The organism is Leifsonia sp. 2TAF2, assembly GCF_052115085.1.
Taxonomy (GTDB): domain Bacteria; phylum Actinomycetota; class Actinomycetes; order Actinomycetales; family Microbacteriaceae; genus Leifsonia.
Genome location: NZ_JBFRFY010000001.1, coordinates 1905521 through 1931448, shown reverse-complemented (window position 1 = coordinate 1931448; position 25928 = coordinate 1905521). Strand labels below are relative to the sequence as shown.

Genomic DNA, 25928 nt, shown 5'->3' with positions numbered 1-25928 from the left:
CCCGAGCGACGCTTCTTGGCTCGAGAACGCATAGAATGGACGCACAGACACTGACCCGGCCATCACCGGCGAGTCTTCGGAAGAAAAGCCCGCGCGAGCGGCGCCCAGTAGAACCGAACGGGACCGGCCCGTCACAGCCGAAGAATGAGAGGCTCCGTCCGGCACCGGCGGCGGGTGGGGCAAGCGGGGTGGTACCGCGGCGGGCGTGCGAGCGTCCGGCGTCCTCGTGCAGAACGAGAACCTGCCAGGAGTGAGATGCCGTACCCCAAGTCCGCGCCGGACTCGAACGAGCCCGAGGCGCAGCCCGCAGCGCGCGCCGACGTGCAGCGCAATGAAATCACGGCGAGCCCCGTCTTCCCGGAGATCGAGACCGAGGTCCTGAAGTTCTGGGACGAGGATGGCACCTTCCGCGCCTCCATCGACAACCGCGCGGGCGCCGAAGAGTGGGTCTTCTACGACGGCCCACCGTTCGCGAACGGGCTCCCGCACTACGGCCACCTCTTGACCGGCTACGCGAAGGATGTGTTCCCGCGTTTCCAGACCATGCGCGGCCGCAAGGTGGAGCGCCGCTTCGGCTGGGACACCCACGGTCTCCCCGCAGAGCTCGAGGCGGAACGGCAGCTCGGCATCACCGATAAGAGCCAGATCGAAGAGATGGGGCTGGCCGCCTTCAACCAGGCGGCCAAGGACTCCGTGCTGCGATACACGCGCGAGTGGCGCGAGTACGTCACCCGTCAGGCGCGCTGGGTCGACTTCGACAACGACTACAAGACGCTCGACACCACCTACATGGAGTCGGTGATCTGGGCGTTCAAGCAGTTGCACGAGAAGGGCCTCGCCTACGAGGGCTACCGCGTGCTCCCGTACTGCTGGCGCGATCAGACCCCGCTGTCGAACCACGAACTGCGGATGGACGACGACGTCTACAAGATGCGTCAGGATCAGACGGTCACCGTCACGTTCCCGCTCGTCGGCGAGAAGGCGGAGGTGCTCGGCCTCACCGGCACCCGTGCCCTGGCCTGGACGACGACGCCGTGGACGCTGCCCACCAACTTCGCGCTGGCGGTCGGCCCCGACATCGAGTACGCCGTGCTCCCGTCCGGGCCGAACGGCGCCGCCGACTCATACGGCGACCCGGACAGCCAGGTGCTGAGCGGGCGCTACCTGCTCGCGAAGGACCTCGTCGGCAACTACTCCAAGGACCTCGGCTACGACTCGCCCGCCGACGCCCTCGCAGCGGTCAGCGGGACGGTCCGCGGCTCCGAGCTCGCGGACGTCGAGTACGACCGGCTGTGGGACTTCTACGCCGACACCGAGAAGTGGGGCACGCAGAACGCGTGGCGCATCCTCGTCGACGACTACGTCACGGTCGAGGACGGCACCGGCATCGTCCACCAGGCTCCCGCCTACGGCGAGGACGACCAGCGCGTCACCGAGAAGGCCGGCATCCCGGTCATCATCTCGGTGGACGACGGCGGCCGTTTCCTTCCGGACGTCGCGGAGGTCGCCGGCCTGCAGGTGTTCGACGCCAACAAGCCGCTCACCCGCATGCTGAAGGAGGAGGGGCGGCTGCTCCGCCAGGCGAGCTACGAGCACTCGTACCCTCACTGCTGGCGCTGCCGCAATCCGCTGATCTACAAGGCGGTGTCGAGCTGGTTCGTGCGCGTCACCGACTTCCGCGACCGGATGGGCGAGCTCAACCAGGAGATCACCTGGGTTCCCGAGAACGTGAAGGACGGCCAGTTCGGCAAGTGGCTGGCCGGCGCCCGCGACTGGTCGGTCTCGCGCAACCGGTACTTCGGCTCGCCCATCCCGGTGTGGAAGAGCGACGACCCGGCGTACCCGAGAGTGGACGTGTACGGCTCGCTCGAAGAGCTGGAGCGCGACTTCGGGCGCCTGCCGCTGAATGCGGCGGGGGAGCCGGACCTGCACCGGCCCTTCATCGACGAGCTGACCCGTCCGAACCCCGACGACCCCACTGGTCGCTCCACGATGCGCCGCATCCCGGACGTCCTCGACGTGTGGTTCGACTCCGGGTCGATGCCGTTCGCGCAGGTGCACTACCCGTTCGAGAACCGCGACTGGTTCGACAGCCACAACCCGGCCGACTTCATCGTCGAGTACATCGGGCAGACGCGCGGTTGGTTCTACCTGCTGCACACGCTGGCGACCGCGCTGTTCGACCGGCCGGCGTTCCGGAACGTGATCAGTCACGGCATCGTGCTGGGCAGCGACGGGCAGAAGATGTCCAAGTCGCTGCGCAACTATCCGGACGTCAACGAGGTCTTCGACCGCGACGGGTCGGATGCGATGCGCTGGTTCCTGATGTCGAGCCCGGTGCTCCGCGGCGGCAACCTGGTCGTCACCGAGGAGGGCATCCGCGAGGGCGTCCGCCAGGTGCTCCTGCCGCTCTGGAACACCTGGTACTTCTTCTCGCTGTACGCGAATGCGACCGGATACGAGGCGAAGCGCTCCACCGCGTCCACCGATGTGCTCGACCGCTACCTGCTCGCCAAGACCCGCGACCTGGTGGAGGCCGTGACCGCCGACCTCGAAGGCCTCGACTCGACGCTCGCCGCCGCGAAGCTGCGCGACTTCGCCGACGTGCTCACCAACTGGTACGTGCGCCGGTCGCGCGACCGGTTCTGGCAGGGAGTGGAGGAGGACGGCTCGGGTGCCGAAGCCTTCGACACCCTCTACACAGTGCTCGAGACGCTCACCCGGGTCGCCGCTCCGCTCCTGCCGCTCGTTACCGAGCGGATCTGGAAGGACCTCACCGGCGGGCGCAGCGTGCACCTGACCGACTGGCCCGAGGCGGCCGAGTTCCCGGCGGACGACGCCCTAGTGGATGCGATGGACCGCATCCGTGCGATCAGCTCGACCGCGCTGTCGCTGCGCAAGCAGGCGGGTCGCCGCGTGCGGCTGCCGCTCGCGTCCCTGACCGTGGTCGGCCACGACGCCGAGGCGCTGCGGCCGTTCGAGGGGATCCTCCGCGACGAGCTGAACGTGAAGGCCGTCGAGCTCGTGGAGCTGCAAGACGACAGCGCATCCAGCTACGGCATCACCAGCAAGCTGACCGTCAACGCCCGCGCCGCGGGCCCGCGTCTCGGCAAGCAGGTGCAGCAGGTCATTCAGGCCGCGCGCGCCGGAGACTGGTCGGAGACGGACGGCCTCGTGACCGTCGGCGGCGTCGAGCTGGCCGAGGGTGAATACGACCTCGTGCTCGAGACCGCGTCCAGCGGCGACGGCTCGTCGGCGCTGGCCCTCCTCGCCGGCGGCGGCTTCGTGCTGCTCGACACGGCCACGACGCCGGAGCTCGAGGCCGAGGGTCTGGCGCGCGACATCATCCGCGCCGTGCAGGACACCCGCAAGGCGGCAGGGCTGGATGTGAGCGACCGCATCCGGCTGGCCCTCTCGTTCGAGCACGAAGACGACGCGCGCGCGATCGGCCTCGCGGCCGACGTCGACATCGCCACCGAAACATTGGCTCTAGCCGTGCGCCTGTCCGCCGCGGGAGCATCGTCGGCGGGGAGCGAGTCCTCCGAGGAGGACTCGGCGTTCGAGCAGGAGTTCGGCGCCGGTCAGTTCGCCAACGCCGGGGCGTTCACCGTCGGCGTGACCAGGGTCGAGGAGGGATCGTGACCGACGACGAGGAGTACCGCGACCGGGCGGAGGGCGTCTACCAGGCGCTGCTTGCACGCGTCGGCGAGGGCGCGCCCGAGCGTCGGCTCGACGCGACCAGGCGTGCCGTGGAGCTGCTGGGCGATCCGCAGCGGGCGTACCCGATCATCCATGTGACCGGCACGAACGGGAAGACGTCCACCAGCCGCATCGCCGAGAGCCTGCTGCGCGCCTACGGGCTGCGCACCGGCCTTCTGACCAGCCCGCACCTGGTGCGGTTCAACGAGCGCATCGTCATCGACGGCCAGCCGATCGACGACGAGTCGCTGGTGCGCAACTGGGAGGACATCAGCCCGTACCTCGAGATCGTGGATGCGGAGCTCGCCGAGTCGGGCAAGGCGCCGCTGACCTTCTTCGAAGCGCTCACCGCTCTCGCGTACGCCTCGTTCGCCGATGCGCCGGTCGATGTCGCCGTGATCGAGGTCGGCATGGGCGGCGAGTGGGATTCGACGAACGTCGGCGACGGTCAGGTCGCCGTCTTCACGCCGATCGCCCTCGACCACACCAAGGCGCTCGGCGACACGGTCGAGGAGATCGCGCGCACCAAGTCCGGCATCGTGAAGCCGTCCGCCGACGTCGTGTCGTCCGCGCAGACTCCGGAGGCCGACCGGGTGCTCCGGGATGCCGCAGTGCTCACCGAGTCGACCTTCGCTGAGCAGCCGCGCGACTTCGATGTGGCGGCCACCCGGGTCGCCGTCGGCGGCCAGCTCGTCACCGTGCGCGGCCGCGCCGCGACCTACGAGGACGTCTTCCTGCCGCTGTACGGCGACCACCAGGCGCAGAACGCCGCCGTCGCGGTGGCTGCGGTCGAGACGTTCCTCGGGCGCGGGACGCAGCCGCTCAAGGCCGACCTGGTCGAGGAGGGGTTCGCCACCGCCACCTCGCCCGGCCGGCTCCAGCTCATCGGGATCGAGCCGAGCATCCTCGTCGACGCCGCGCACAATCCCGCGGGCGCCGAGACGCTCGCCGAGGCCCTCCGCCGGTACTTCGACTTCGACGAGATCACCTTCGTCGTCGGCATCCTGAACGACAAGGACGCGCGCGGCGTCATCCGCGCGCTCGCGCCGGTGGCCACGCAGTTCTTCGTCACGCGCCCCGACTCGGAGCGCGGCCGCGACGCCGAGGACTTCGGCGAGCTGGTGCGCGAGGAGGTCGGCGACGAGGCGACGATCGTCTACTCCGACGCCATCGACGCCTTCGAGTCCGCCCGTGACTGGGCCGGTGAGGAGGCCCGCCGGGCCGTCGTGGTCGCCGGCAGCATCGTCCTCGTCGGTCAGGCGATGGCCTACGCCGAGGAGCAGGAGTGGAAGAAGGCGGTCACGTGACAGACGCTTCGGTTCCGGAGCGCGCCTCCCGGCCGCGCCGGCAGCGGTCGCTGCGCGAACTGCTCGGCTCCATCGTCCTCGGTTTCGAGCTGCTCGTCGTCTTCCTCGGCGCGCTGGTGCTGTTCGGGCTGCACGCCCTGCCCGCCGCCGTGGCACTCGGCGGGGGAGCGGGCCTCATCGTGCTGATGATCCTGGCCATCGCCCTGCTGCGGAACACCGTCGGCGTGGTCCTCGGATGGATCGTGCAGCTCGTGCTCGTCGCCGCCGGACTCCTCGTCCCCGCCTTCTTCATCGTCGGCGCGATCTTCACCGCCATGTGGGCGTACTGCATGATCGCCGCCGCACGCATCGACCGCAACAATCAGGCCGTCGCTCGCGCGGCCGACAACGGAACGGAGAACCCATGACCAGTGCCGTCGAAGAGACCCTCGTACTCATCAAGCCGGACGGGGTCGCCCGCAACCTCACGGGCGAGATCCTGCGACGCATCGAGGCGAAGGGCTACTCGCTCGTCGACCTCCGGATGCTGCAGGCCGACCGCGAGCTGCTCGCCCAGCACTACGCCGAACACGAGGGCAAGCCCTTCTACGAGCCGCTCGTCGAGTTCATGGAATCCGGCCCCATTGTGGCCATCCGCCTGGCGGGCAACCGCGTCATCGAGGGCTTCCGCTCGCTCGCCGGCGCCACCGACCCGACGACTGCGCTGCCGGGGACGATCCGCGGTGACCTCGCCCGCGACTGGGGCCTCAAGGTGCAGCAGAACCTCGTGCACGGCTCCGACTCGCCCGAGTCGGCCGCCCGCGAGCTGGCCCTCTGGTTCGACTGAGTCCTGTTTTCAGGACCGGCCTCACGTGATTCGTGCCGAATGTCGCTTTCAGCGCGCTGAAAGTCGACATTTGGCACGAATCCACGTGCCCCCGGGTCGCGTGGTGAGGCCGCGGGAGTGACGCGCGGGGTCAGACGAAGGCGCGGTGGATCCAGTCCAGCTGGATCTGGGCCAGCACCGCGACGATCGCGTAGCAGACGATGGTGATCAGCGGCACCCAGCCGTACAGGGCGCGGAAGAACGCGCGCGCCCGCTCCGGCAGCGGGATGTTGCCCTCCTTGAGGTTGTAGAGGGTCACCGCCCAGAAGGTCGGGATCGTCACGAGCCAGGTGACCATGCACCACGGGCACAGCACATCCAGCACGGTCAGCGACTGGGTGATCAGGTAGATCACCAGCACCAGGGCGAGCAGGACGCCCACGTTGAACGCGATCCAGTACCAGCGGGCGAAGCGCGCCCGCGTCGCCAGCAGGCCGACGCCGACCGCGATCGCGGCCGTCCACCCGCCGAGCCCGAGCAGCGGGTTCGGGAAACCGAGCACCGCCCCCTGCGGCGAGTTCAGATTCTTGGAGCAGCCCACGAGCACCGAGAAGTTGCAGGAGAGTTGCGCATCCGGGTTCTCCAGCAGGTGGAACTTGTCCACCGTCAGCATGAAGGCGGCCCAGAGGCCGATCAGTCCGGCGATGATGAGGAAGACGGCGAGAGCGGTCGGGCGGCGGTAGGCGGCCTCTGTTGGACTGTCTGACACCCTCGGATTATGGCATGCAGCCTGCGTGTCGTTCTGAGAGAGACCCGCACCGGCCCGCGCCCGTGCGATAATCGTTGCAGCAGTCGTCCCGGCCGAGGCCGGGAGCACCGACAGAAGGCTTGAGGGCGCCCCGAGCGTCCGTGAAAGTGCCGGCCGTGAAGGCCGGCGAATGACATAGCCGGATGCAGGCCGCGCCACGAGCCCGGAGGCATCCGAACAGGATTGAGGGAGGCGCCGCGCGCGCCGCCTCCCGACGGAGAGTACCCGGTGAGCGGGGAACCGCACCGGTCGAGGAGTGCACCAGCGATGGTGGATAACGAGAATATCGACAACACGGACAACAACGACACGGAGACTGGAGGACGGAAGCGCAAGGGGCTCTTCGGCACGCGACGCGTGGTGAGGAAGGCTCCTTTGGCCGGTTACGGCGACGCTTCCGACACCCAGGACCTTCCGGAGCCGCAGGTTTCGCGGGAGCAGCAGCAGGACGCGCAGGGCACGTCCACTGCTGAGGCGACCGCCGATGCCGCCCCTGGGGCACTGCCCGAGGTGGATGCCGCAGCTGCGGCCGCCGCGCACGAGCCTCCGGCTCTGCCCGACCAGCACGGGGAGCCCGAGGCGATCGCGGCAGCAGCCGCGCCCGGTCTCCCGCCGACCACGCTGCTCTTCCAGGCACCCGACCCGCTGCCGCTTCCGCCGCTCCCCGAGAGCGAGGACGAGGAACCCGCAGGCGGTGTCCGCCGTCGCGCCCGCCGCCGTGCGGGCGAGACCGGCCGTGAGGGCACCAACGACCCGGCCAACACGGTCGTCAAGGTACGCACGCCCCGCGAGCCGGAGCTGATCACCGAGCCGCAGAAGGTGAAGGGGTCGACCCGCCTCGAGGCCAAGAAGCAGCGCCGCCGTGACGGCCGCGATGCCGGCCGTCGCCGTCCCGTCATCACCGAGGCCGAGTTCCTCGCCCGCCGCGAGTCCGTCGACCGGCAGATGATCGTCCGCTCGAAGGGCGGTCGCATCCAGATCGGTGTGCTGGAGGACAAGGTCCTCGTCGAGCACTACGTCGCCCGCTCGCAGGAGGCGTCGCTCATCGGCAACGTCTACCTCGGCCGGGTGCAGAACGTGCTCCCGAGCATGGAGGCGGCGTTCGTCGACATCGGCCGTGGCCGCAACGCCGTCCTGTATTCAGGAGAGGTCGACTGGGATGCCGTGGAGACCGGCAACCAGCCCCGCCGCATCGAGCTGGCCCTGAAGGCCGGCGACCGCGTCCTCGTGCAGGTCACCAAGGACCCGGTCGGCCATAAGGGCGCCCGGCTGACCAGCCAGATCTCGCTCCCCGGTCGCTACCTCGTGTACGTGCCGGGCGGGTCGATGAACGGCATCAGCCGCAAGCTGCCCGACACCGAGCGTTCGCGGCTCAAGAAGATCCTCAAGGAGGTGCTGCCCGAGAACGCCGGCGTGATCGTGCGCACCGCCGCCGAGGGCGCCACCGAGGAGCAGCTGACGCTCGACGTCAACCGCCTCACGGCGCAGTGGACCGACATCAGCACCCGGGTCGACACGCAGCAGGCTCCCGCGCTGCTGCACAGCGAGCCGGACCTCCTGATCAAGATCATCCGCGATGTCTTCAACGAGGACTTCCAGAAGCTCGTGATCGCCGGCGACGACGCGCGCCAGACCATCGAGAACTACCTGCGCCAGGTCGCACCGGACCTGCTCGACCGGGTGGAGCCGTACACGGGGGAGCGCGACGCGTTCGACGAGTACCGCATCACGGAGCAGATCGAGAAGGCGCTGGAGCGCAAGGTGTGGCTGCCGTCGGGTGGTTCGCTTGTGATCGACCGCACCGAGGCGATGACCGTCGTGGATGTCAACACGGGCAAGTTCGTCGGCTCCGGCGGCAACCTCGAGGAGACGGTCACCAAGAACAACCTGGAGGCGGCGGAGGAGATCGTCCGTCAGCTCCGGCTGCGCGACATCGGCGGCATCATCGTCGTCGACTTCATCGACATGGTCCTCGAGACCAACCGCGACCTGGTGCTGCGCCGCCTGGTGGAGTGCCTGAGCCGCGACCGGACCAAGCACCAGGTGGCCGAAGTCACCTCGCTCGGCCTCGTCCAGATGACCCGCAAGAAGCTCGGCCTTGGACTCCTCGAGACCTTCAGCGAGGCCTGTGAGGTCTGCGCCGGGCGCGGCGTCGTCGTGCACCACGACCCCGTCGTGAAGCACCGCCAGCCGCAGCAGCAGCAGCCGCAGAGCGACCGCCGCCGGGGCCGTGGCAACGGCGGCTCGAACAGTGGCAACGGCAACTCGAACGGGAACGGCAACGGAAACGGGGCCGGTCATAGCGGCACCCACGCCATCACGGACGACGCGAAGAACGCGCTCGCCAAGATCGCGGCGTCGACCATCCACCATGACGAGGAGTCGAAGGCTGCCGAGGCCGCCCAGGCTGCGGAGTCCGAGGAGATCAGCGTCACCGAGGTGACGCTCACCGAGGTGACCGCCACCAAGAAGCGCCGCCGCAAGGGCAAGGGCGGCGCCGACCGGCAGCAGGCGGAGGCCGCCACGGCGGACGCTGCGCCGGAGGCTGCGGCCACGCCGACGTCGGACGCGTCGCAGCAAGAGACCGCCGCCAGCGCTCCGGCCGAGCCGATCGTCCCGCTGCTCGACCTCCCCGAGCCGGCCGCCGCGCCTGCCCCCTCGCGCACGCTGCCCCACGACGCGGAGCTGCTGCTCGACTCCGTGCTCGACGCCCTCCCGGCGCCGAAGGAGCCGGGTCAGGGCCGCGGCCGCAGCCGGCGCGCCAGCACCACGGTCATCGCCGGCGGCGAGCTGGCCCCGAAGGGCGAGTAAGCATCCACTGGTCCCGACACGCCGTATCCCGCCTCAGCGATACGGCGTGTCGGGACCATTCGTCTGCGGGACGCGACCCTCAGTGGCGGCGAACGCGGTCACGCGCGCGCACGCGCAGGCCGCTGGCGATCAACCGCGAGACGAGCTCCTTGCCGGAGACGGGATGCGCCCCCGCGGCCACGAGTTCGTCGTAGCGACGGTCCGGCACGTCGTAGTGGTCGAGGTCGAACGCACGCCGCTGCACGCCGTTGGCGGCGGCGAACGCATGCAGCTCGTCGAGCGACGCGTCGCTGACCAGATGCGACCACAACATGCCGTGCGCCGGCCATGCCGGGGGATCGATCAGGACCGTCATACAATGATTCTAGGAACCGGTTCCACTGGAGGAGCCGGCTGGCCTGACGCCCCCTTCGACTCGCGCCGAACGGACGTGCGCTGAATTGACGGGATACGGGCTGTCGGGTAAAGTTGACCGTTGGTGTGTGCCGGGCTTGACTCGCGCAGCCATCATGGTTTTCTGAGAGCCGTCGGTCGCAAGCGTTGCCGGCACGGCTCGGCAGTGACAATCAGACCAGTGACATCCAGAAGAGTAGAAGAGCAGGACCAGGTCCGCGGCATCGCCGGGAGCTGTTCCCCGACGAAAAGGTACTGACAAGTGGTTTACGCAGTTGTGCGCGCCGGTGGCCGACAGGAGAAGGTCGAGGTCGGCACCATCGTGACGATGGACCGTATCAAGGCCCGCAAGGACGGCAAGGTCGAGCTCGCGCCGGTGCTGCTGGTCGACGGTGACAAGATCACCTCCGACGCCGACTCCCTGGCCAAGGTCACCGTGACCGCCGAGATCTTGGAGGATCTCCGCGGCCCGAAGATCCACATCCAGAAGTTCAAGAACAAGACCGGCTACAAGAAGCGTCAGGGCCACCGCCAGGAGCTCACGCGCGTCAAGATCACCGGCATCAAGTAGTCGAAGCTCTCGAGGAGAAGACACCATGGCACACAAAAAGGGAGCAAGCTCCACTCGCAACGGCCGCGACTCCAACGCGCAGCGCCTCGGCGTGAAGCGTTTCGGCGGCCAGACCGTCAACGCCGGTGAGATCCTGGTCCGCCAGCGCGGCACCCACTTCCACCCCGGCGTGAACGTCGGCCGTGGCGGCGACGACACCCTCTTCGCCCTCGCCGCCGGTGCGGTCGAGTTCGGCAACAAGGGCGGCCGCAAGGTCGTCAACATCGTGGAAGCCTCGGCCTGAGCCGGGTCCACGAGAACCATTTTCCGGATGGGCGGGCTTCGGCCCGCCCATCCGCCATTTCTGCGGGACAACGCAGGAGCAGTGAAGAAGTAGGAGAGCACCATGGCGACGTTCGTTGATCGCGTGACGTTGCACTTGCGCGCCGGCAACGGCGGCAACGGGTGCGTCTCGGTCCGCCGAGAGAAGTTCAAGCCGCTGGCCGGCCCCGACGGCGGGAACGGCGGCAACGGCGGCGACATCGTGCTCGTCGCCGATTCGCAGGTGACCACCCTGCTCGGCTACCACCGCGCACCGCACCGTTCGAGCGACAACGGCGGCTTCGGGATGGGTGACCACCGCAGCGGCCACACCGGCGAGGTCCTCGAGCTGCCCGTCCCCGTCGGCACCGTCGTGAAGGACGCGGACGGCGTCGAGCTGGCCGACCTCACGGAGCCCGGGATGCGCGTCGTCGTCGCCCCCGGCGGCATCGGCGGTCTCGGCAACGCAGCGCTGGCGAACCCCAAGCGCAAGGCACCCGGCTTCGCGCTGCTCGGTACCCCCGGCTGGGAGGGCGATGTCCTCCTCGAGCTCAAGACCGTTGCCGACATCGCGCTGGTCGGTTTCCCGTCCGCCGGCAAGTCGAGCCTCATCGCCGCGATGTCCGCCGCGAAGCCGAAGATCGCCGACTACCCGTTCACGACCCTCCACCCGAACCTCGGTGTCGTGCAGGCGGGCGAGGTTCGCTACACCATCGCCGACGTCCCTGGCCTCATCGAGGGCGCCAGCGAGGGTCGCGGGCTGGGGCTGGAGTTCCTCCGCCACGTCGAGCGATGCTCCGCCCTGCTGCACGTGCTCGACTGCGCGACGCTGGAGCCCGGCCGCGACCCGCTCAGCGACCTGGATGTTATCCTCGCCGAGCTCGCTGCGTATCCCGTGCCGGAGGGACAGAAACCGCTGCTGGAGCGCCCGCAGCTGATCGCCCTCAACAAGATCGACGTGCCCGACGCCCGTGAGCTGGCCGACTTCGTCCGTCCGGAGCTGGAGCAGCGCGGCTACCGCGTGTTCGAGATCTCGACGGTCAGCCATGAGGGCCTGCGCACGCTGTCGTTCGCCCTGGCCGAGATCGTCGAGCAGGCGCGCGTCGAGCAGGCGGCGCTCGAAGAGTCGCGGCCGCGCATCGTCATGCGTCCGAAGGCCGTCGACGACTCCGGCTTCGTCGTGAAGGTCGAGGGCGGCTCCGATGGGCCGGTCTACCGCATCCTGGGCGCGAAGCCCGAGCGCTGGGTGGCGCAGACCGACTTCGCGAACGATGAGGCCGTCGGCTATCTGGCAGACCGGCTGGCGAAGCTGGGCGTCGAGGACCAGCTGGTCCGCGCGGGCGCCATCGCCGGTTCCACCGTCGTGATCGGCCGTGAGAACGGCGTGGTGTTCGACTGGGAGCCCACGCTGACCTCGACCGCCGAACTGATCACCGCTCCGCGCGGCGCGGACACGCGCCTCGACATGAACGGCCGGCCGACGCGCAACCAGCGCCGCGAGGACTACTTCGAGCGGATGGACGCCAAGGCGGCCGCGCGCGAAGAGTTGCGGCGCGAGCGCGAGGCGGGCCTCTGGCAGGACGACAGCTACGACGACAACGTCGTCGCCGGCACCGACCGGCGCGACGGAGACGAGGAGAGCACCGAGGGATGACCATCGACGACCGCAGTCAGATCCCGTCCGCCCGGCGCATCGTCGTCAAGGTGGGCTCATCGTCCATCAGCGGTGAGAACGCGGGACAGATCGCTCCGCTCGTCGATGCCCTCGCCGAGGCGCATGGCCGGGGCACGCAGGTCATCCTCGTGTCCTCCGGCGCCATCGCCACCGGCATCCCGTACCTGTCGCTGTCCGAGCGTCCGACCGACCTCGCCACCCAGCAGGCGGCCGCCGCGGTCGGGCAGAACGTGCTGATCTACCGCTACCAGGACAGCTTCGACCGGTACGAGATCGTCGCAGCACAGGTGCTCCTGACCGCCGGCGACATGGAGAACCCGACCCACCGCAGCAATGCGAAGCGGGCGATGGAGCGGCTGCTCGACCTGCGCATCCTGCCGATCGTCAACGAGAACGACACGGTCGCGACGCACGAGATCCGCTTCGGCGACAACGACCGCCTGGCTGCACTCGTGGCGCTGCTGGTGCAGGCCGACGTGCTGGTGCTCCTGTCGGACGTGGATGCGCTCTACACCCGGCCGCCGCACGAGCCGGGAGCTGCGCGCATCGAGCACGTCGGCTGGGATGACGAGCTCGAAGGCGTCGAGATCGGCTCGACGGGGCTTTCGGGCGTCGGCAGCGGGGGAGCGGTGACGAAGGTCTCCGCGGCGCGGCAGGCCGCGGAGCGCGGCACGGCCGTGGTCCTCACGGCGACGTCGCTGGTCTCCCAGGCATTGCGGGGCGAGAGGGTCGGCACCTGGTTCGCACCCGCGCCGACTGCTTCCGTCCCCAACGACGCCCGCGGCCAGCTCTCCACAGGTTCCGTCACGACCGTCACTTCGGACTCGGCCGCGTCCTAGAATCGACGCATGTCCCAGATCACCGGTGCGGCGCCCGAAACGGCGCTCTCCCTCTACGAGCGGCTCGCCGCTGCCAAGACGGCCTCGCGGGCTCTCGCGACGGCCAACACGGAGCAGAAGAACCGCGCATTGCGCGCCATCGCCGACGGCGTCCTCACCGCCTCCGGCGACATCCTCGCCGCCAATGAGCTCGACCTCGCCAATGGGCGCGAGAACGGCCTGTCGAAGGGTCTGCTCGACCGGCTCAGCCTGAGCCCGGCGCGGCTGCAGGGCCTCGCCGATGCAGTACTCGAAGTGGTCGGTCTGACCGACCCGGTCGGCCAGGCGGTGCGCGGAAGCGCCCTGCCGAACGGGGTGAAGATCACCGAGGTGCGCGTCCCCTTCGGTGTGGTCGGCGCGATCTATGAGGCGCGCCCGAACGTCACGATCGACATCGCCGCGCTGGCGATCAAGAGCGGCAATGCGGCGGTGCTCCGGGGAGGCAGCGCCGCCATCGAGACCAACCGTGTGCTCGTCCGGGTGCTGCAGGAGGCGCTCGCGAGTGCCGGGCTTCCCGCCGACGCCGTGCAGACGATCGACGACTTCGGTCGCGAGGGCGCTGCCGAGCTGATGACGGCCCGCGGCTACGTGGATGTGCTCATCCCGCGCGGGAGTGCGGAGCTGATCCAGACCGTCGTCACCCAGTCGACCGTCCCGGTGATCGAGACCGGCGCGGGCGTCGTCCACGTCGTGCTCGACGAGTCCGCGAATGAGGAGTGGGCCGTCGACATCGTACGGAACGCCAAGGTCCAGCGGCCGAGCGTCTGCAATGCCGTCGAGACGCTGCTGGTGCACCGCAACGCGGCGGAGCGGCTCCTGCCGCCGGTATTCGCCGCCCTCCGGGCCGAGGGTGTCACCATCCACGCCGACGAGCGTGCGCTGCCGTTCGCGGAGGACGCGGTGCCGGTGACCGACGAAGACTACGCGACCGAGCACATGAGCCTCGACATCTCGGTGAAGGTCGTCGACGACCTCGACGAGGCGATGGAGCACATCCGCCGCTACTCCACTCGGCACACGGAGTCGATCATCACCAACGATGTCGTGAACGCCGATCGCTTCCTCGCAGAGGTCGACTCCGCCGTGGTGATGGTGAACGCCTCCACGCGGTTCACCGATGGTGGCGAGTTCGGGTTCGGCGCCGAGGTGGGCATCTCGACGCAGAAGCTGCACGCTCGCGGCCCGATGGGGCTGCCCGAACTGACCAGCACCAAGTGGATCGTCCGCGGGTCCGGCCAGATCCGCGCATAGCCGACCGCTAGACTTGACGACGGGCCACCCGCCCGGAGAAAGGATTACGCACGATGTCATTTCTGACGACCGTCCTCGCCGAGGCGGAGACCCACGTCGAGCTGCCGATGCCCACGTGGATGTTCGGTGCCATCGCCATCGTGATCTTCATCTCCCTCGCCTTCGTCGCCTGGAGCTTCAAGGACGTCGCCAACCGGCACAGCCACCGCTCCGCACCGGACGCCGCGGCCCACGCCGGCGCGCCGGGAGCCACGCACCACGGCTCCGGACACCCGAACCAGGGGCACTGACCCACCGCGGGCATGGAGCTGACGGAGACGGGCCGGCCGCGGATCGGCGTGATGGGCGGCACTTTCGACCCGATCCATCACGGCCACCTGGTCGCCGCCAGCGAAGTCGCGCAGTCGTTCGACCTGGACGAGGTCATCTTCGTCCCGACCGGTGAGCCCTGGCAGAAGGGCGTGGTCACGTCGGCGGAGCACCGCTACCTCATGACCGTCATCGCGACGGCATCGAATCCTCAGTTCACCGTCAGCCGGGTGGACGTCGACCGCGACGGGCCTACCTACACGATCGACACCCTGCGCGACCTGCACCGCGAGCGGCCGGATGCCGAGCTCTTCTTCATCACGGGCGCCGACGCCATCGCGCAGATCCTGAGCTGGCGCGACGTGGCCGAGCTGTGGGAGCTCGCGCACTTCGTGGCTGTGAGTCGCCCGGGACACGACTTGAGTATTTCTGGATTACCGGAGCAAGACGTAAGCTTGTTGGAAGTTCCGGCCCTGGCGATCTCGTCGACCGATTGCCGGAGCCGGGTGAGCAGGGGATTCCCGGTCTGGTACCTCGTGCCTGATGGGGTCGTTCAATATATCTCCAAACACCATCTGTATCGGAGCGTGGCATGACATCGTGGCCTGAACAGCCGCCGACGGGCCAGCCGCAGACGCGGCGACAGGCGAGGGAGTTCGAGCGCTCCGCTTCCCGACGAGCGGGCACGGCCGAGCCGACCCCTGCCGGGCAGATCCCCGATGTGACCACGAACGTTCCACCGCGCGACCCCGCGGAGGTCGAGCAGGCAGAAGCCCAGGAGGGTGCCGTCGAACCTGCCGTTGTCGAGCCCGAGTCCGCAGCAGCGCAGGAGACCGAGAAGGCTGCCGAGCGCCCCGTCGTGCCCGAGCGTCCCGCCATCCCGGCAAGCGCCTTCGCCGAGCCCGGCGTGACCTCACCGTCGCGCGACTCGTTCGACCTCTTCCGCCAGGCTCCCGACGCCTCCCAGCCGGAGCCGGTGACCCAGCCGATGGCGATCCTTCAGCAGCCGAGCCCCGCGAGCACGTCCAGCGGTGACGACTCGCGCGAGCGCACCCTCACCCGGCGCGAGCTGCGCGCCATGCTGCAGGCTCAGGAGGCCAACGCCCAGGCGAACCATCCGGTCGCCGCAGGCGAGGCCGTCTTCCCTGTGACGTTCACTCCCGACGCGGACGCTGCGGCGAAGACCGACGAGCCGGCTCCTGCACGGGATGGCGGGGGAGCGGCGGCCGCTTCGACTGGAGAACCCCCGGCTGCTGCTGCGGCCGCCGCTCCGGCTAACGAGAAGTCTGCCTGGCCGTTCGCGCCCCTCACGCCGTCGTCGGCCCCCGCTGCGTCACGCACAGCGCAGAGCGACACGACGGTCACCCAGAGCGGCACGTCCCCGTTCGCCGCCTTCGGTGCGTCGGCCGCGGCGAAGGCCGCCGAGCCTGCCGCGCCGTCCGTCGACAACGGTTCGGCAACGCAGGCGCCGGCCGTACGCGCAGAGGACACCGCCGCGCAGGAGCGCCGCCCCTTCACGCCGCCCACCGGGCACTGGTCCACCGCCGCCGAGCTGGACGACCAGAAGGAGCCGATCACCTCACGGAACGTCGGCCAGTCGACGGCCGCGACCACCACCAATGCGCTGATCCTGCCCGTCATCCCGCAGCCGAACAACACGGCTCCGCTGACCAGCACCGGCGAGATCCTGGTGACCGGGTCCATCGACCTGCCGCGCGGCATGGGCGCGACCGGGGCGCACCCCGACCGGATCGACTCGTCCGACCTCGACCGTCTGCTCGACGGCGAGGAGAACGAGTTCAACACCTCCGAGGTGCAGCCGGTTCGCGCGTCGCGCGCCATCAGCACCCACACCTCCACTCGCGGGGTGATCGCGCCGCCGAAGAAGCGTGGCAATCTGCTTCCCGTGGTCCTCATGGTCGCCGCAGGCGTGCTCGCCGTCGGCGTCATCGGCCTTCTGGTGGCCGCTTACGTGCTGAAGGTGTTCTGATCATCCCCTCGTCCTCCTTCACCCCCGCACCACTCTCGTACCGACCGCGACCGGAGGGCCGTCCGTGACCGCATCCCAGCACGCCCGCGACATCCTGCAGGTGGCCGCGGCCGCCGCCGACTCCAAGGGCGGGCAAGACCTCGTCGCCCTGGACGTATCGGGACCGCTCCCACTGACGGATGCGTTCCTGCTGGTGAGCGGTCGGGTCGAGCGCAACGTCATCGCCATCGCCTCCGAGGTGGAGGACCGCCTGAACGACGCCGGCGTGAAGACGCTGCGCCGCGAGGGCAAGGCGGAGGGCCGCTGGATCCTTCTCGACTTCGGCGACCTGGTGGTGCACGTCTTCCACGAGGAGGACCGCATGTACTACGCGCTCGAGCGCCTCTGGAAGGACTGCCCGACGCTCCCGATCGAGTTGCCCGTCCATGAGCGGGCCGAGTAGCGCTACCAGCGTTCTCTCGGGCTCGCCTGAGAACTCTCTCATGGTCGCCCGATTGGATGGGCGCATGAAGTGTCCTACCGACAATGCGACCCTCGTGATGAGCGAGCGGCACGGCATCGAGATCGACTACTGCCCGGAGTGCCGCGGCATCTGGCTCGACCGCGGCGAACTCGACAAGATCATCGACCGCGCGGGGACCACTCCTCTCGCTCCCTCCGCTCCCGTGTCCGCACCGCAGTACGCCGACCAGCCGTACCGCGACCAGCCGTACCGCGACGAGTCGTACCGCGACCAGCGCCGTGAGCCTCACCATGATCAGTACGGCCAGCGCCCCTACAAGAAGAAGCGCGAGAACTGGCTGAGCGAGCTGTTCGACTGACGCGAGCGCCACTCAGTTTTTTCTGGTGCGCGCGATGTAGTAGTCTGAATGAGTTGTTCCGGGAGGTCCGAAAGGGCCGAAACGGATCACACTCTGGGTCTGTGGCGCAGCTGGTAGCGCACCTGCATGGCATGCAGGGGGTCAGGGGTTCGAGTCCCCTCAGATCCACCCATCGCCCCCGGGCGAGCAGCGAGATAGCTGCTCACCGGGGGTTTTTCGCGTCCTTGTCCGTGCCTGGAACTACAGTTTTTCCATGGAGACACGGATCGCCGAAGCCGCCGACGCGGATGCTGTCACGGCGACGATCGCCCTGGCCTTCCGCGACGATCCCGTGTGGGGTCCGGCGCTCAGCGCGCCCGACGGGAGCACGGGTCACTTGGAACGGTTCTGGAGGTACTTTGTCGAGGGCGCCATCGCCCACCGGACGGTGTACGTGCAGGACGGGCCTGCCGGTGAGGCGGCGACCGTCGCCGTGTGGCTCCCGCCCGGAGTGGACGAGCTGACGAGCGCGCAAGAGGCCGAGGTGGATGCGCTGATGGCACGCACTCTGGCGCCCGAACGGTTCGCGGCCTACCAGCTGCTCTGGGAGCGGTTCGACGCGAGCCACCCGCACTCCGAACCGCACATGTACCTGAGTCTGCTGGCGACGCATCCCGATCATCGCGGGCAGGGGATCGGGCAGCGTCTGCTGGCCGAGAATCTGGCGGAGTTCGACGCCGTCGGGCTTCCGGCGTATTTGGAGTCGACGAATCCCGCGAACGACCACCGGTACGAGCGCGCGGGTTTCCGCACTCTCGGCGGCTTCCGCGCGGTACTTGACGACGCGGCCGTCTCGACCATGTGGCGGGACGTGCCACCCACTTGACCGGGTCGCCTCCGTCCTGAGGATCAGTGGTGCACCTGTCCGCCGGGTGCTACCGTGAGCGCGTTCGCGTCACGAGTCATCGGGAGGCATCGTGCGAACCTCGGGCCCTGGGGAGCCGGAGCGTCGAAGGCCACTCGTGCCGACGCTCGCGGCGATGGCCTCCCTCGCGCTCGTCGCCATCTCCCTCTCGGCCACTGCGGTCCCGGCCGAAGCGGCCACGATCCAGGTGACACACGTGTTCGCGCCAGGGGAGGGGTCCTTTCGGATCCCCGAGAACGCCACCAACATCAGTGTGACGTTGTCGGCCGGGGAAGGGTTCGGTTTCCAGGGGGACGGCGGCGGTGGGGGGAGCATGGACTTCACCCTCGGCCGCTCCTTCGCCGGCACCCCGGTGCTGTACACGGTGGGTGCCGCGGGCGACGTGGAGACGGTGAGCGGCACCGGGGATGACGTTATCGGCTACCGCGGTGGCGGTGGCGCATCGGTGTTCGCCGTGCCGGGTATCCTGCTGGTCGTCGTCGGCGGGGGTGGCGGCAGTGGCGGCTCCATTGCGGGCGACCGCTTCGCCGGGGGCGACGGCGGCGTGGTCAGTGGCCGAAGTGACGGCGGCGGCGGTGCCGGCCGGGGCTCGGCAGGAAACGCCGGGCAGGGCGGACAGGCACCGCCCAGCGGCCCGCTGCGCGGTTTCGCAGCCGGTGGCCAGGGCGGAACGGGACGGCCCGGTGGGCAGAGCGGTCAGGACGTACAGCTCCGGGTCCCGCCGGGAACCGACTTTGTGCTCGCCGCGGGCGGCGCTGCAGGCGTTGCGACGCAGTTCAGTGCCTGCGGGGGTGGCGGCTCGGGATATGCGGGCGGCGGCGGAGGCGGAACTCTCGGAGGCGCGGACGGGTGTGGCGCAGGCGGGGGCGGCTCCGGCGCACTGCAGACCACGAACCGCGACTTCTCCGAGACGTCGAGCGGTGTCAACAGCGGAGACGGTTCGCTGACGATCCGCTTCAGCGTGCCCGAGCTGGTCGTGACTCTGCCGACGCTTCCGGTCGCCCAGCAGGGCGTTTCTCTGGTGACCCCGGCGGTGACGGTCACCGGCGGTGCGACGCGCGCGGGACGGACGAGCTACGAGTTCGCGGTCGCAGACGGGGCCCTTCCCGACGGGCTGGACATCGACCCGTTCACCGGCCGCATCGGGGGCGCTCCGACGGTCAACGGAGTCTTCCCGTTCACCCTTGAGGTCACCGACGCAAACTCCCCGGCGCCGCAGACCGTCTCGATTCCGCTGAGTCTGACCGTCCGCCCGGCGCCGGTGGCGCTCGTCCCCGCCGCCGACGCGACGGGCCGGGTGGGGCAACCTCTGACGTGGAGCCCGGCCACGCTGTCGGGAGGCACGGCGCCCTTCTCGTGGTCTGTGGAGTCGGGCAGTATCCCGCCAGGCACCTCGTTCGACAGCGCCACAGGTGTCGTCAGCGGAATCCCGACCACGGCATCCACGTACAGCGTCTCGCTCGGCGTGCAGGATTCGTCGATCCCGCCCGGGACGGCGGTGGCCGGGCCCGCCACGCTCGTCCTCTCGACCACGCCGATCGGCGCGCCGGCGACGGTGCGTCGGGGCGCCTCCGCGGCGGTATCCGCGTCAGGCCTCGTCGTAGGCGACTACGAGATCGACCTCGACGGCACCCAGGTCGCGACGACGACGGTCACGGCGTCGGGCGATCTCGGCTCGACGGTGGCCGTTCCGCTCTCTGAGACGCTCGGATCGCACGTCGTGAGCGTGCTCTACCAGGGCGTCGAGGTCGGACGGACGACCGTGCAGGTGTTCTCGGCCGCGCTGACCGCGACGGCGCTGACGCTGCCTGATGGCGAGGAGGGGGAGCCGTATTCCGCTGAGCCGGTCTCCGTCAGCGGCGGCCTCGCCCCGCTGAGCTACTCCTCACCCGACCTCCCCGCCGGGCTGTCGATCGAGGCGGCGACCGGGCGGATCAGCGGCGTCCCCAGCGCCGCGGGCAGCTTCACGATCCACATCGAGGTGGTGGATGCGGAACTCCCCGCGCAGACCGCCTCCGTGACGACTGCGCTCGAGGTGGCCCTCGCGCCGCCGCCCGCGCTGGAGCTGGCGGCCTCGCCCGTCGAGGCCCACGTCGATGTGCCGTTCGCGGCCATCCCGGTCGCTGTCTCCGGTGGCACCGCACCGTACACGTACGCGCTCGGCGCGGGGGAGACGCTGCCCCCCGGAATGACTCTGGATGCTGCGACCGGCGTGATCTCGGGCACCGCTGGCGCACCGTTCACCGGCACCTTCTCGATCGTCGTGACGGACTCTTCCGCGCAGCCGCAGACCGCCTCCGCGTCGTTCTCCCTCGCCATCTCGCAGCTGACCATCGACGTCACGAGTCCGGTCCCGATCGGCGGCACGCTCACCGTCTCGGGTGAGCACTTCGATCCGGGCGACTACGACGTGGTGCTCCATTCGGATCCCATCGCGCTCGGGTCGGCATCGGTCGGTCCGGACGGGAGCCTGCGGTTCTCGGCGACCGTGCCGTCCTCGGTGACACCCGGCGACCACCAGGTCGAGGTGCTGCGTTCGGGATTGACGGTCGCGACAGCCCCCGTCACGGTGACCGCGGTGGTTGTTCCTCCTCCTACTCCTCCTGCGGGCGGCGCCGGCGCGTCCACTCCGCCGATGACCGAGTCGCTCGCGGCGACCGGCATCGACCAGACGCCGGGCTGGGTGATCGGTTTCGCTCTGCTCCTCGCCGGCGCCTTCGCCGTCCGCCCGTCGAGGCCTCGACCGCCGCGCCGTCCCCACCAGCGCTGAGCTGATTCCGGCTGCGCCTCCTGCGCGACCGGCCGGAGAATTGTTCGGCTCACGGGCATCCGATTACGCTGTCGCGCCGAATGCACTGTGGGAGACGAACGGGTTTCGACATCAAGGGGCTCGTCGGTTCGGGGTCCCGTGGATGCCGCACCGCTGAGTCGAACAGGAGGCAATCGTGCGGGTCGTCGAGGAGCACGTCAGCGCTGCCGTGCACGAATTCTTCGCGCAGCGGTGGGTGCTGCTGCTCGCCGGCCGTGCGACGACCCGTGGCCGACGGGAGTTCCGCAGCCGGCTGACGGGCCGCGTCGCCCTGAAGGACGGCACCGCCCTCGATGTCAGCGCCCTGCCGGAGCGCGACGTGCATGCCCTCCTCGTCACGCGCGGCGCACCGCCCACCTGCGTCCTCGTGAAGGACGGACTCCTGGAGGACGAGGTCACGACCCTCGACTCCGCCCTTCACCGTGTCTATCTATCGCGGGAAGGGGCGCTCGTCTCGTGCATCCCGGGCCGGCTGGGACTTTTGCAGTCCGACGGCGGGAGGACACGGCTCCTCCTGGGCGCGAGCAACCCGCCAGTGACCAACTCGACACCATCGGAAGGAGGTGACCCATGTCCCTGACAGCGGATGACATCACGGCAGTGCTCGGCGAGTTCGCCGGCCGGTTCGAGACGGAACCGACCGTGGAGCAGGTGGCCCCGCTCATCGCCGGGCTCACCAGGCGCGAGCGCGCCGTGCTTGCACTGTTCTTCGAGCGCCTGAGGGAGCAGGCGGACAGCGCCTCCTAGGCGTCGGCGACCGGCGAGGGGCGCCGGACCGGGGAGGTCAGCGCAGGCGCTCCTCCTCCTGCTGCTCCAGACGCTCCTTCTCGGCGTCCTTCGCCTCCTGCTCTTTCTGGATCTCTTCTTCGCGCGGGGTCTTGTTCGTCATGAGGCGAGCGTAGCGGCCCGTGCACGGGCCCGGAACGGTCGGTGTGCATTGTGCGCGGGTTCCCCGACGGGATACTCTCCAAACCTCGAAGCGGGAAGTCGGCAATGGCATCTCAGGTCCCCAGCGCGGAAGACCCCGTCACGTTCGCGGGCGGGGTGCTCGACCGTTATCGGCACGTCTGCGCGTTCGTCAACGGATCGGCGGAGGCGGATGCCGTGCTGGACCCGTTCGTGCGGGACGGCGTGGAGGCGGGCGACCGCCTGGTGCATCTGGTCGACACCGCGGCCCCGGGCGTTCCTCTCCGACGGCTGCGTCGGCTCGGCTATGACACCGGTGAACTGCTGGTGGGCGGCCGCTGCGAGGTGCACACCTGGGCGGAGACGTACTTGCGGACTGGAGCCTTCGATCAGGAGGACATGTTGGAGCAGCTCGACCGCATGCTGGGAGCGTCGGAGGCGCCGCGCATCCGGCTGGTCGCCGACATGGGCTGGGCCGCTCGCGACGACGACGTGGCGGAAGACCTGATCGAGTTCGAGGCGCGTGCCAACTTCCTGCACGCGCGCCACCGGCACGTCGTGATCTGCGCCTATGACACCTCCCGATTCGACGGCGCCTTCGTGATCGACATCCTGCGGACCCATCCCATGGTTCTGATCGGCGGGATCCTGCAGGAGAACCCGTTCTTCGTGCCGCCGGACGAGTTCCTCGCCGAGCGGCCGGTCCGGGCCGGGGTCTGAGGGCGGTCGGGAGCGATGGAGGCGGACGACCGGAGGTGGATGCGCGACCTCGGCGCGCTGCTGGCCCTCCCGTCGCTCTGGGTGGACCACGCGCCGGCCGAGATCGCCGACGGACTGCTCAGCGTGCTCGTGGGGGTGCTGCGGCTGGATGCCGCCTACGCCCGCTTCGAGGTGCCGGGCGGGACGGAGCGCATCGAGGGATGGCGGCCGACCGGGGCCGATGCTCCGGAGGCGTTCGTGGAGGCGTTGCGGGCGGAACCCGCGTCCGGCACGGCTGCCGCGGGCGGCGGCATCGCGTTCCCCGAGGGGGCGTCCGGGTTCGCAACCGCGGCCGTGCGGACCACGGATGTGCGCTCGGCGACGGCGGGGGCGATCACGCGGGTGGCCAGCCTGGCCCTCGCACTGCCGTGGGAGTCCGCGAGCGTGCTGGTGGCCGCATCCCGTCCCGATTTCCCGACCGACCGGGAGACGCATCTCTTGCGAGTGGCGGTCGGGCAGGCGGCGATCGCCCTGCACACGGCCAGGCGCCTCAGTGCGGAGCAGCGGGCGCGACGGGCCGCTGAGGACGCGCTCGAACGGCAGAGTGCGGCGCTTCGCTCGCTGTTGGAGGAGGTCGGTCCCGCTCTCACCGCGGTGTCACGACGGGTACGCCAGGCGTCTCGGGAGGCGGGAGACGGGAGCATCCCCGTGCCGGTCGCGGGGGTTTCGGGTGTCGCCGGCGTCGCCGGTGTCGCCCGGGCGTCCGCCGCGAGCGCACCGACGCCGCTGGTCGCCGACAGCGCCGACCACCTGGTCGCGACGCTGACCCGCCGCGAGCTGGAGGTGCTGGGTCTTTTGGCGCAGGGGCTCAGCAACAAGGAGATCGCGGGGGTGATGTGGCTGAGCGATCGCACGGTCGAGCGGCACATCACGAGCCTCTACCGGAAGATCGGCGTTGCCCGGCGCAGCGAAGCGACCGCCTTCGCCCTGCGGCACGGCGTCGTGTGAACGGAGGATGCCTCACCCGAAGGTGAAGCAGTAGGCCTCCAGTCCTGGGCGGTCGAATTCGAGCTCCACCACGGCGTCCTGTATTCGGGAGCCCTGACGGATCAGCTGGAGGGTGTCCTGCCGGTCGACCACGCCGCGGCCGTCCGCGTCGACATCGGTGCCGTGCGCGTCGCCGGGCGGCCGCCCGTCGAGCAGCACGCGGAACGGGATCGGTTGGCCGTCCGCGCCCGGGCCCATCACCAGGTTCACGTCGCGCGCGTGGAAGGCGAAGGCGATCCGGCCGCCCGCTTCGTCGAGCACTGCCGCGTGCCGCGCCTGCGTCCATCGGCCGGTCAGGTCCCAGCCGTTCAGCGGCAGTGCCCGCCCGCTGTCGTACCGCTCAGAGCGGTCGTAGCGGTCGGCCGCCTCGGAGACGAAGCCGCTGCTCTGGCCGTAGCCGAGGTAGCTCTCGGGTGAGCGGAGGTCGCGCCAGTCGGCCGCCACCTCCAGTCCCTGCGGATCCACCATGACGAGGTTCAGGTCGAGGTCTTGGGCTCCCGCATCCATCAGCAGCCGCTGGATCATCATCTCGGTGCGCTCGTATTCGCCCTCGCCGAAGTGGTGGTACCGCAGCCGCCCGTCGGCGTCGGCGAGGTAGAACGCCGGCCAGTAGTGGTTGGCGAAGTCCTCCCAGACGCCGTAATCGTCGTCCACGGCCACGGGGTATTCGACGTCGAGCGCCCGGGTGCGCGCGGTCACGTTGGCACGGTCGTGCTCGAAGCCGAACTCGGGGGTGTGGACGCCGATCACGGTCAGCCCGGCGTCCGCGTACTTCGCGTGCCACGCGCGCAGGTACGGGGCCGTCCGCAGCCAGTTGACGCAGGTGTACGTCCAGAAGGCGACGAGCACGACCCGGCCGCGGAGCCCCTCGGGAGTCAGCGGCTCGGTGTTCAACCAGCCCGTGGCGCGGGCGAACGAGGGGAGGCGGCCCTCGTCTGGGAGGTCCTCGGCGTCGCCGGCGAGCTTATGCGCGAGGGTGCGGAAGAGTCCGCGGTCGCGGTCATCGGACACGGTCCGCCTCCGATCCGGACGTCGCCGAGGCCGTGTCCGCCAAGCGCGCGACATCGCTAACCGCCTGAGCGAACGCCTCGGGCGCCTCCTGCGCCAGATTGTGGCCGATCCCGCCGGTCAGCAGCCGATGCTCGTACGGCCCCGTGAAGCGGTCGCGATAGGCGGACGGGTCGAGATGGAACGCGCCGTTCGCGTCGCCCTCCAGCGTGATCGCGGGCACCGGGATGACGGGGCGGGCGGCGATCCGCGCCTCCAATTCGTCGAGGGTCGGGTCGCTGGGGGCGAGCCCGAGCCTCCAGCGGTAGTTGTGGATGACGATGTCGACGTGGTCCGGGTTCGCGAACGACGGCCGGGTGCGTTCGAACGTCGCGTCGTCGAAGTCCCAGCGCGGCGAGGCCGTGCGCCAGATGAGCCGCGCGAACTCGTCGCGGTAGCGGTCGTACCCAGCGCGGCCCCGCTCGGTCGCGAAGTAGAACTGGTACCACCAGGCCAGCTCGCCTTCCGGCGGAAGGGGGTTGGCATTCGCTGCCTGGCCGGCGACCAGGTACCCGCTCGCGGTCACCTGACCGCGCACGCGCTCCGGCCACAGGGCGGCGACGATGTTGGTCGTCCGCGCACCCCAGTCCGAGCCGCCGATCACGGCGGAGTCGACGCCGAGCGCATCCAGGAGGGCGACGGCGTCCCGTGCCAGCGCGCCTGGCTGCCCGGTACGCAGCGCGCCGGGATCGAGGAAGGTGGTCGTGCCGTACCCGCGGAGGTACGGCACGACCACGCGGAACCCGGCATCCACGAGCAGCGGGACGACGCCCTCGAAGCTGTGGATGTCGTACGGCCAGCCGTGCAGCAGCAGGGCGACCGGGGCATCCGCCGGTCCGTCGTCGGTGTAGCCGACGTTCAGTTCGCCGGCCTCGAGCTGCAGAACGCGCTCCATCGT

General features: G+C 69.8%; 25 protein-coding genes and 1 tRNA gene. 22 read left to right on the top strand and 4 right to left on the bottom strand.

The features are described from left to right. Positions 1 to 255: 255 nt before the first annotated feature. From ileS to ndk, 4 genes are read left to right on the top strand one after another with little or no spacing between them, the layout of a single operon-like run. Positions 256 to 3642, top strand: a complete 3387-nt coding sequence (ileS, locus tag AB4Z18_RS09285; RefSeq protein WP_441782395.1) for an isoleucine--tRNA ligase — start codon at positions 256 to 258, stop codon at positions 3640 to 3642. Further along, a complete protein-coding gene (locus tag AB4Z18_RS09280; RefSeq protein WP_441782394.1) occupies positions 3639 to 5006 on the top strand; it encodes a bifunctional folylpolyglutamate synthase/dihydrofolate synthase in 1368 nt (455 codons plus the stop codon). The genes ileS and AB4Z18_RS09280 overlap by 4 nt, the downstream gene beginning before the upstream one ends. Continuing rightward, positions 5003 to 5413: a DUF4233 domain-containing protein gene (locus tag AB4Z18_RS09275; protein ID WP_441782393.1), complete on the top strand. Its 411-nt coding sequence runs from the start codon at positions 5003 to 5005 to the stop codon at positions 5411 to 5413. Before AB4Z18_RS09280 ends, AB4Z18_RS09275 begins: the two co-directional genes overlap by 4 nt. Next, positions 5410 to 5832 carry a nucleoside-diphosphate kinase gene (gene ndk / locus AB4Z18_RS09270; protein ID WP_285117015.1) on the top strand — a complete coding sequence of 141 codons (423 nt, stop codon included), beginning with the start codon at positions 5410 to 5412 and terminating at the stop codon, positions 5830 to 5832. Before AB4Z18_RS09275 ends, ndk begins: the two co-directional genes overlap by 4 nt. Before the next feature lie 130 nt (positions 5833 to 5962). On the opposite strand, the gene AB4Z18_RS09265 is transcribed toward ndk, so the two are convergent. Next, entirely contained in the window at positions 5963 to 6580 is a 618-nt protein-coding gene (locus AB4Z18_RS09265; protein ID WP_441782392.1) for a vitamin K epoxide reductase family protein, read from the bottom strand. Positions 6581 to 6886: 306 nt separating this feature from the next. Between AB4Z18_RS09265 and AB4Z18_RS09260 the strand changes: the two genes are divergently transcribed. Next, positions 6887 to 9430, top strand: a complete 2544-nt coding sequence (locus AB4Z18_RS09260; RefSeq protein WP_441782391.1) for an Rne/Rng family ribonuclease — start codon at positions 6887 to 6889, stop codon at positions 9428 to 9430. A 79-nt stretch (positions 9431 to 9509) separates the two neighbouring features. On the opposite strand, the gene AB4Z18_RS09255 is transcribed toward AB4Z18_RS09260, so the two are convergent. Beyond that, positions 9510 to 9785 (bottom strand): DUF4031 domain-containing protein, encoded by a 276-nt coding sequence (locus AB4Z18_RS09255; protein ID WP_441782390.1) that lies wholly within the window; start codon positions 9783 to 9785, stop codon positions 9510 to 9512. Between the two features lie 300 nt (positions 9786 to 10085). On the opposite strand from AB4Z18_RS09255, the gene rplU reads away from it, so the two are divergent. The 17 genes from rplU to AB4Z18_RS09170 all read left to right on the top strand — a co-directional run bounded on the left by rplU (position 10086) and on the right by AB4Z18_RS09170 (position 23944). Next, positions 10086 to 10394 (top strand): 50S ribosomal protein L21, encoded by a 309-nt coding sequence (rplU, locus tag AB4Z18_RS09250; RefSeq protein ID WP_441782389.1) that lies wholly within the window; start codon positions 10086 to 10088, stop codon positions 10392 to 10394. Positions 10395 to 10419: 25 nt separating this feature from the next. After that, positions 10420 to 10677 carry a 50S ribosomal protein L27 gene (gene rpmA, locus AB4Z18_RS09245; protein ID WP_441782388.1) on the top strand — a complete coding sequence of 86 codons (258 nt, stop codon included), beginning with the start codon at positions 10420 to 10422 and terminating at the stop codon, positions 10675 to 10677. Positions 10678 to 10779: 102 nt separating this feature from the next. Then, positions 10780 to 12348, top strand: a complete 1569-nt coding sequence (obgE, locus tag AB4Z18_RS09240) for a GTPase ObgE (RefSeq protein WP_441782387.1) — start codon at positions 10780 to 10782, stop codon at positions 12346 to 12348. Next, positions 12345 to 13208 carry a glutamate 5-kinase gene (proB, locus tag AB4Z18_RS09235; protein ID WP_441782386.1) on the top strand — a complete coding sequence of 288 codons (864 nt, stop codon included), beginning with the start codon at positions 12345 to 12347 and terminating at the stop codon, positions 13206 to 13208. The genes obgE and proB overlap by 4 nt, the downstream gene beginning before the upstream one ends. Before the next feature lie 9 nt (positions 13209 to 13217). Then, positions 13218 to 14498 carry a glutamate-5-semialdehyde dehydrogenase gene (locus tag AB4Z18_RS09230; protein WP_441782385.1) on the top strand — a complete coding sequence of 427 codons (1281 nt, stop codon included), beginning with the start codon at positions 13218 to 13220 and terminating at the stop codon, positions 14496 to 14498. 53 nt (positions 14499 to 14551) lie between these two features. After that, positions 14552 to 14788, top strand: coding sequence for a hypothetical protein (locus AB4Z18_RS09225; RefSeq protein ID WP_441782384.1), 237 nt, complete (start codon positions 14552 to 14554; stop codon positions 14786 to 14788). 12 nt (positions 14789 to 14800) lie between these two features. Then, positions 14801 to 15403 (top strand): nicotinate-nucleotide adenylyltransferase, encoded by a 603-nt coding sequence (gene nadD, locus AB4Z18_RS09220; RefSeq protein ID WP_441782383.1) that lies wholly within the window; start codon positions 14801 to 14803, stop codon positions 15401 to 15403. Continuing rightward, positions 15400 to 16797 carry a hypothetical protein gene (locus tag AB4Z18_RS09215; RefSeq protein WP_441782382.1) on the top strand — a complete coding sequence of 466 codons (1398 nt, stop codon included), beginning with the start codon at positions 15400 to 15402 and terminating at the stop codon, positions 16795 to 16797. The genes nadD and AB4Z18_RS09215 overlap by 4 nt, the downstream gene beginning before the upstream one ends. A gap of 64 nt (positions 16798 to 16861) precedes the next feature. After that, a complete protein-coding gene (gene rsfS / locus AB4Z18_RS09210; RefSeq protein ID WP_441782381.1) occupies positions 16862 to 17239 on the top strand; it encodes a ribosome silencing factor in 378 nt (125 codons plus the stop codon). A gap of 64 nt (positions 17240 to 17303) precedes the next feature. Next, entirely contained in the window at positions 17304 to 17618 is a 315-nt protein-coding gene (locus AB4Z18_RS09205) for a zf-TFIIB domain-containing protein (RefSeq protein WP_441782380.1), read from the top strand. A 95-nt stretch (positions 17619 to 17713) separates the two neighbouring features. Further along, positions 17714 to 17786, top strand: a tRNA-Ala gene (locus AB4Z18_RS09200). A gap of 85 nt (positions 17787 to 17871) precedes the next feature. Further along, positions 17872 to 18483, top strand: coding sequence for a GNAT family N-acetyltransferase (locus AB4Z18_RS09195; protein WP_441782379.1), 612 nt, complete (start codon positions 17872 to 17874; stop codon positions 18481 to 18483). Between the two features lie 154 nt (positions 18484 to 18637). Next, positions 18638 to 21292 (top strand): putative Ig domain-containing protein, encoded by a 2655-nt coding sequence (locus AB4Z18_RS09190; protein ID WP_441782378.1) that lies wholly within the window; start codon positions 18638 to 18640, stop codon positions 21290 to 21292. Between the two features lie 175 nt (positions 21293 to 21467). Further along, positions 21468 to 21911, top strand: coding sequence for a hypothetical protein (locus tag AB4Z18_RS09185; RefSeq protein WP_441782377.1), 444 nt, complete (start codon positions 21468 to 21470; stop codon positions 21909 to 21911). Beyond that, on the top strand, positions 21902 to 22078 hold the full coding sequence (locus AB4Z18_RS09180) for a hypothetical protein (protein ID WP_441782376.1): 177 nt from the start codon (positions 21902 to 21904) through the stop codon (positions 22076 to 22078). Before AB4Z18_RS09185 ends, AB4Z18_RS09180 begins: the two co-directional genes overlap by 10 nt. Positions 22079 to 22324: 246 nt before the next feature. Then, the gene (locus AB4Z18_RS09175) at positions 22325 to 22957 is read left to right on the top strand and encodes an MEDS domain-containing protein (RefSeq protein ID WP_441782375.1); all 633 of its coding nucleotides are present in this window, start codon (positions 22325 to 22327) and stop codon (positions 22955 to 22957) included. A gap of 15 nt (positions 22958 to 22972) precedes the next feature. Continuing rightward, complete coding sequence (locus AB4Z18_RS09170; RefSeq protein ID WP_441782374.1) at positions 22973 to 23944, top strand: helix-turn-helix domain-containing protein; 972 nt, start codon at positions 22973 to 22975, stop codon at positions 23942 to 23944. 12 nt (positions 23945 to 23956) lie between these two features. Here the strand turns inward: AB4Z18_RS09170 and AB4Z18_RS09165 are convergent, their stop codons facing one another. Beyond that, the gene (locus AB4Z18_RS09165) at positions 23957 to 24994 is read right to left on the bottom strand and encodes a redoxin domain-containing protein (protein ID WP_441782373.1); all 1038 of its coding nucleotides are present in this window, start codon (positions 24992 to 24994) and stop codon (positions 23957 to 23959) included. Next, on the bottom strand, positions 24984 to 25925 hold the full coding sequence (locus AB4Z18_RS09160; RefSeq protein ID WP_441782372.1) for an alpha/beta fold hydrolase: 942 nt from the start codon (positions 25923 to 25925) through the stop codon (positions 24984 to 24986). The genes AB4Z18_RS09165 and AB4Z18_RS09160 overlap by 11 nt, the downstream gene beginning before the upstream one ends. Positions 25926 to 25928: the final 3 nt, after the last annotated feature.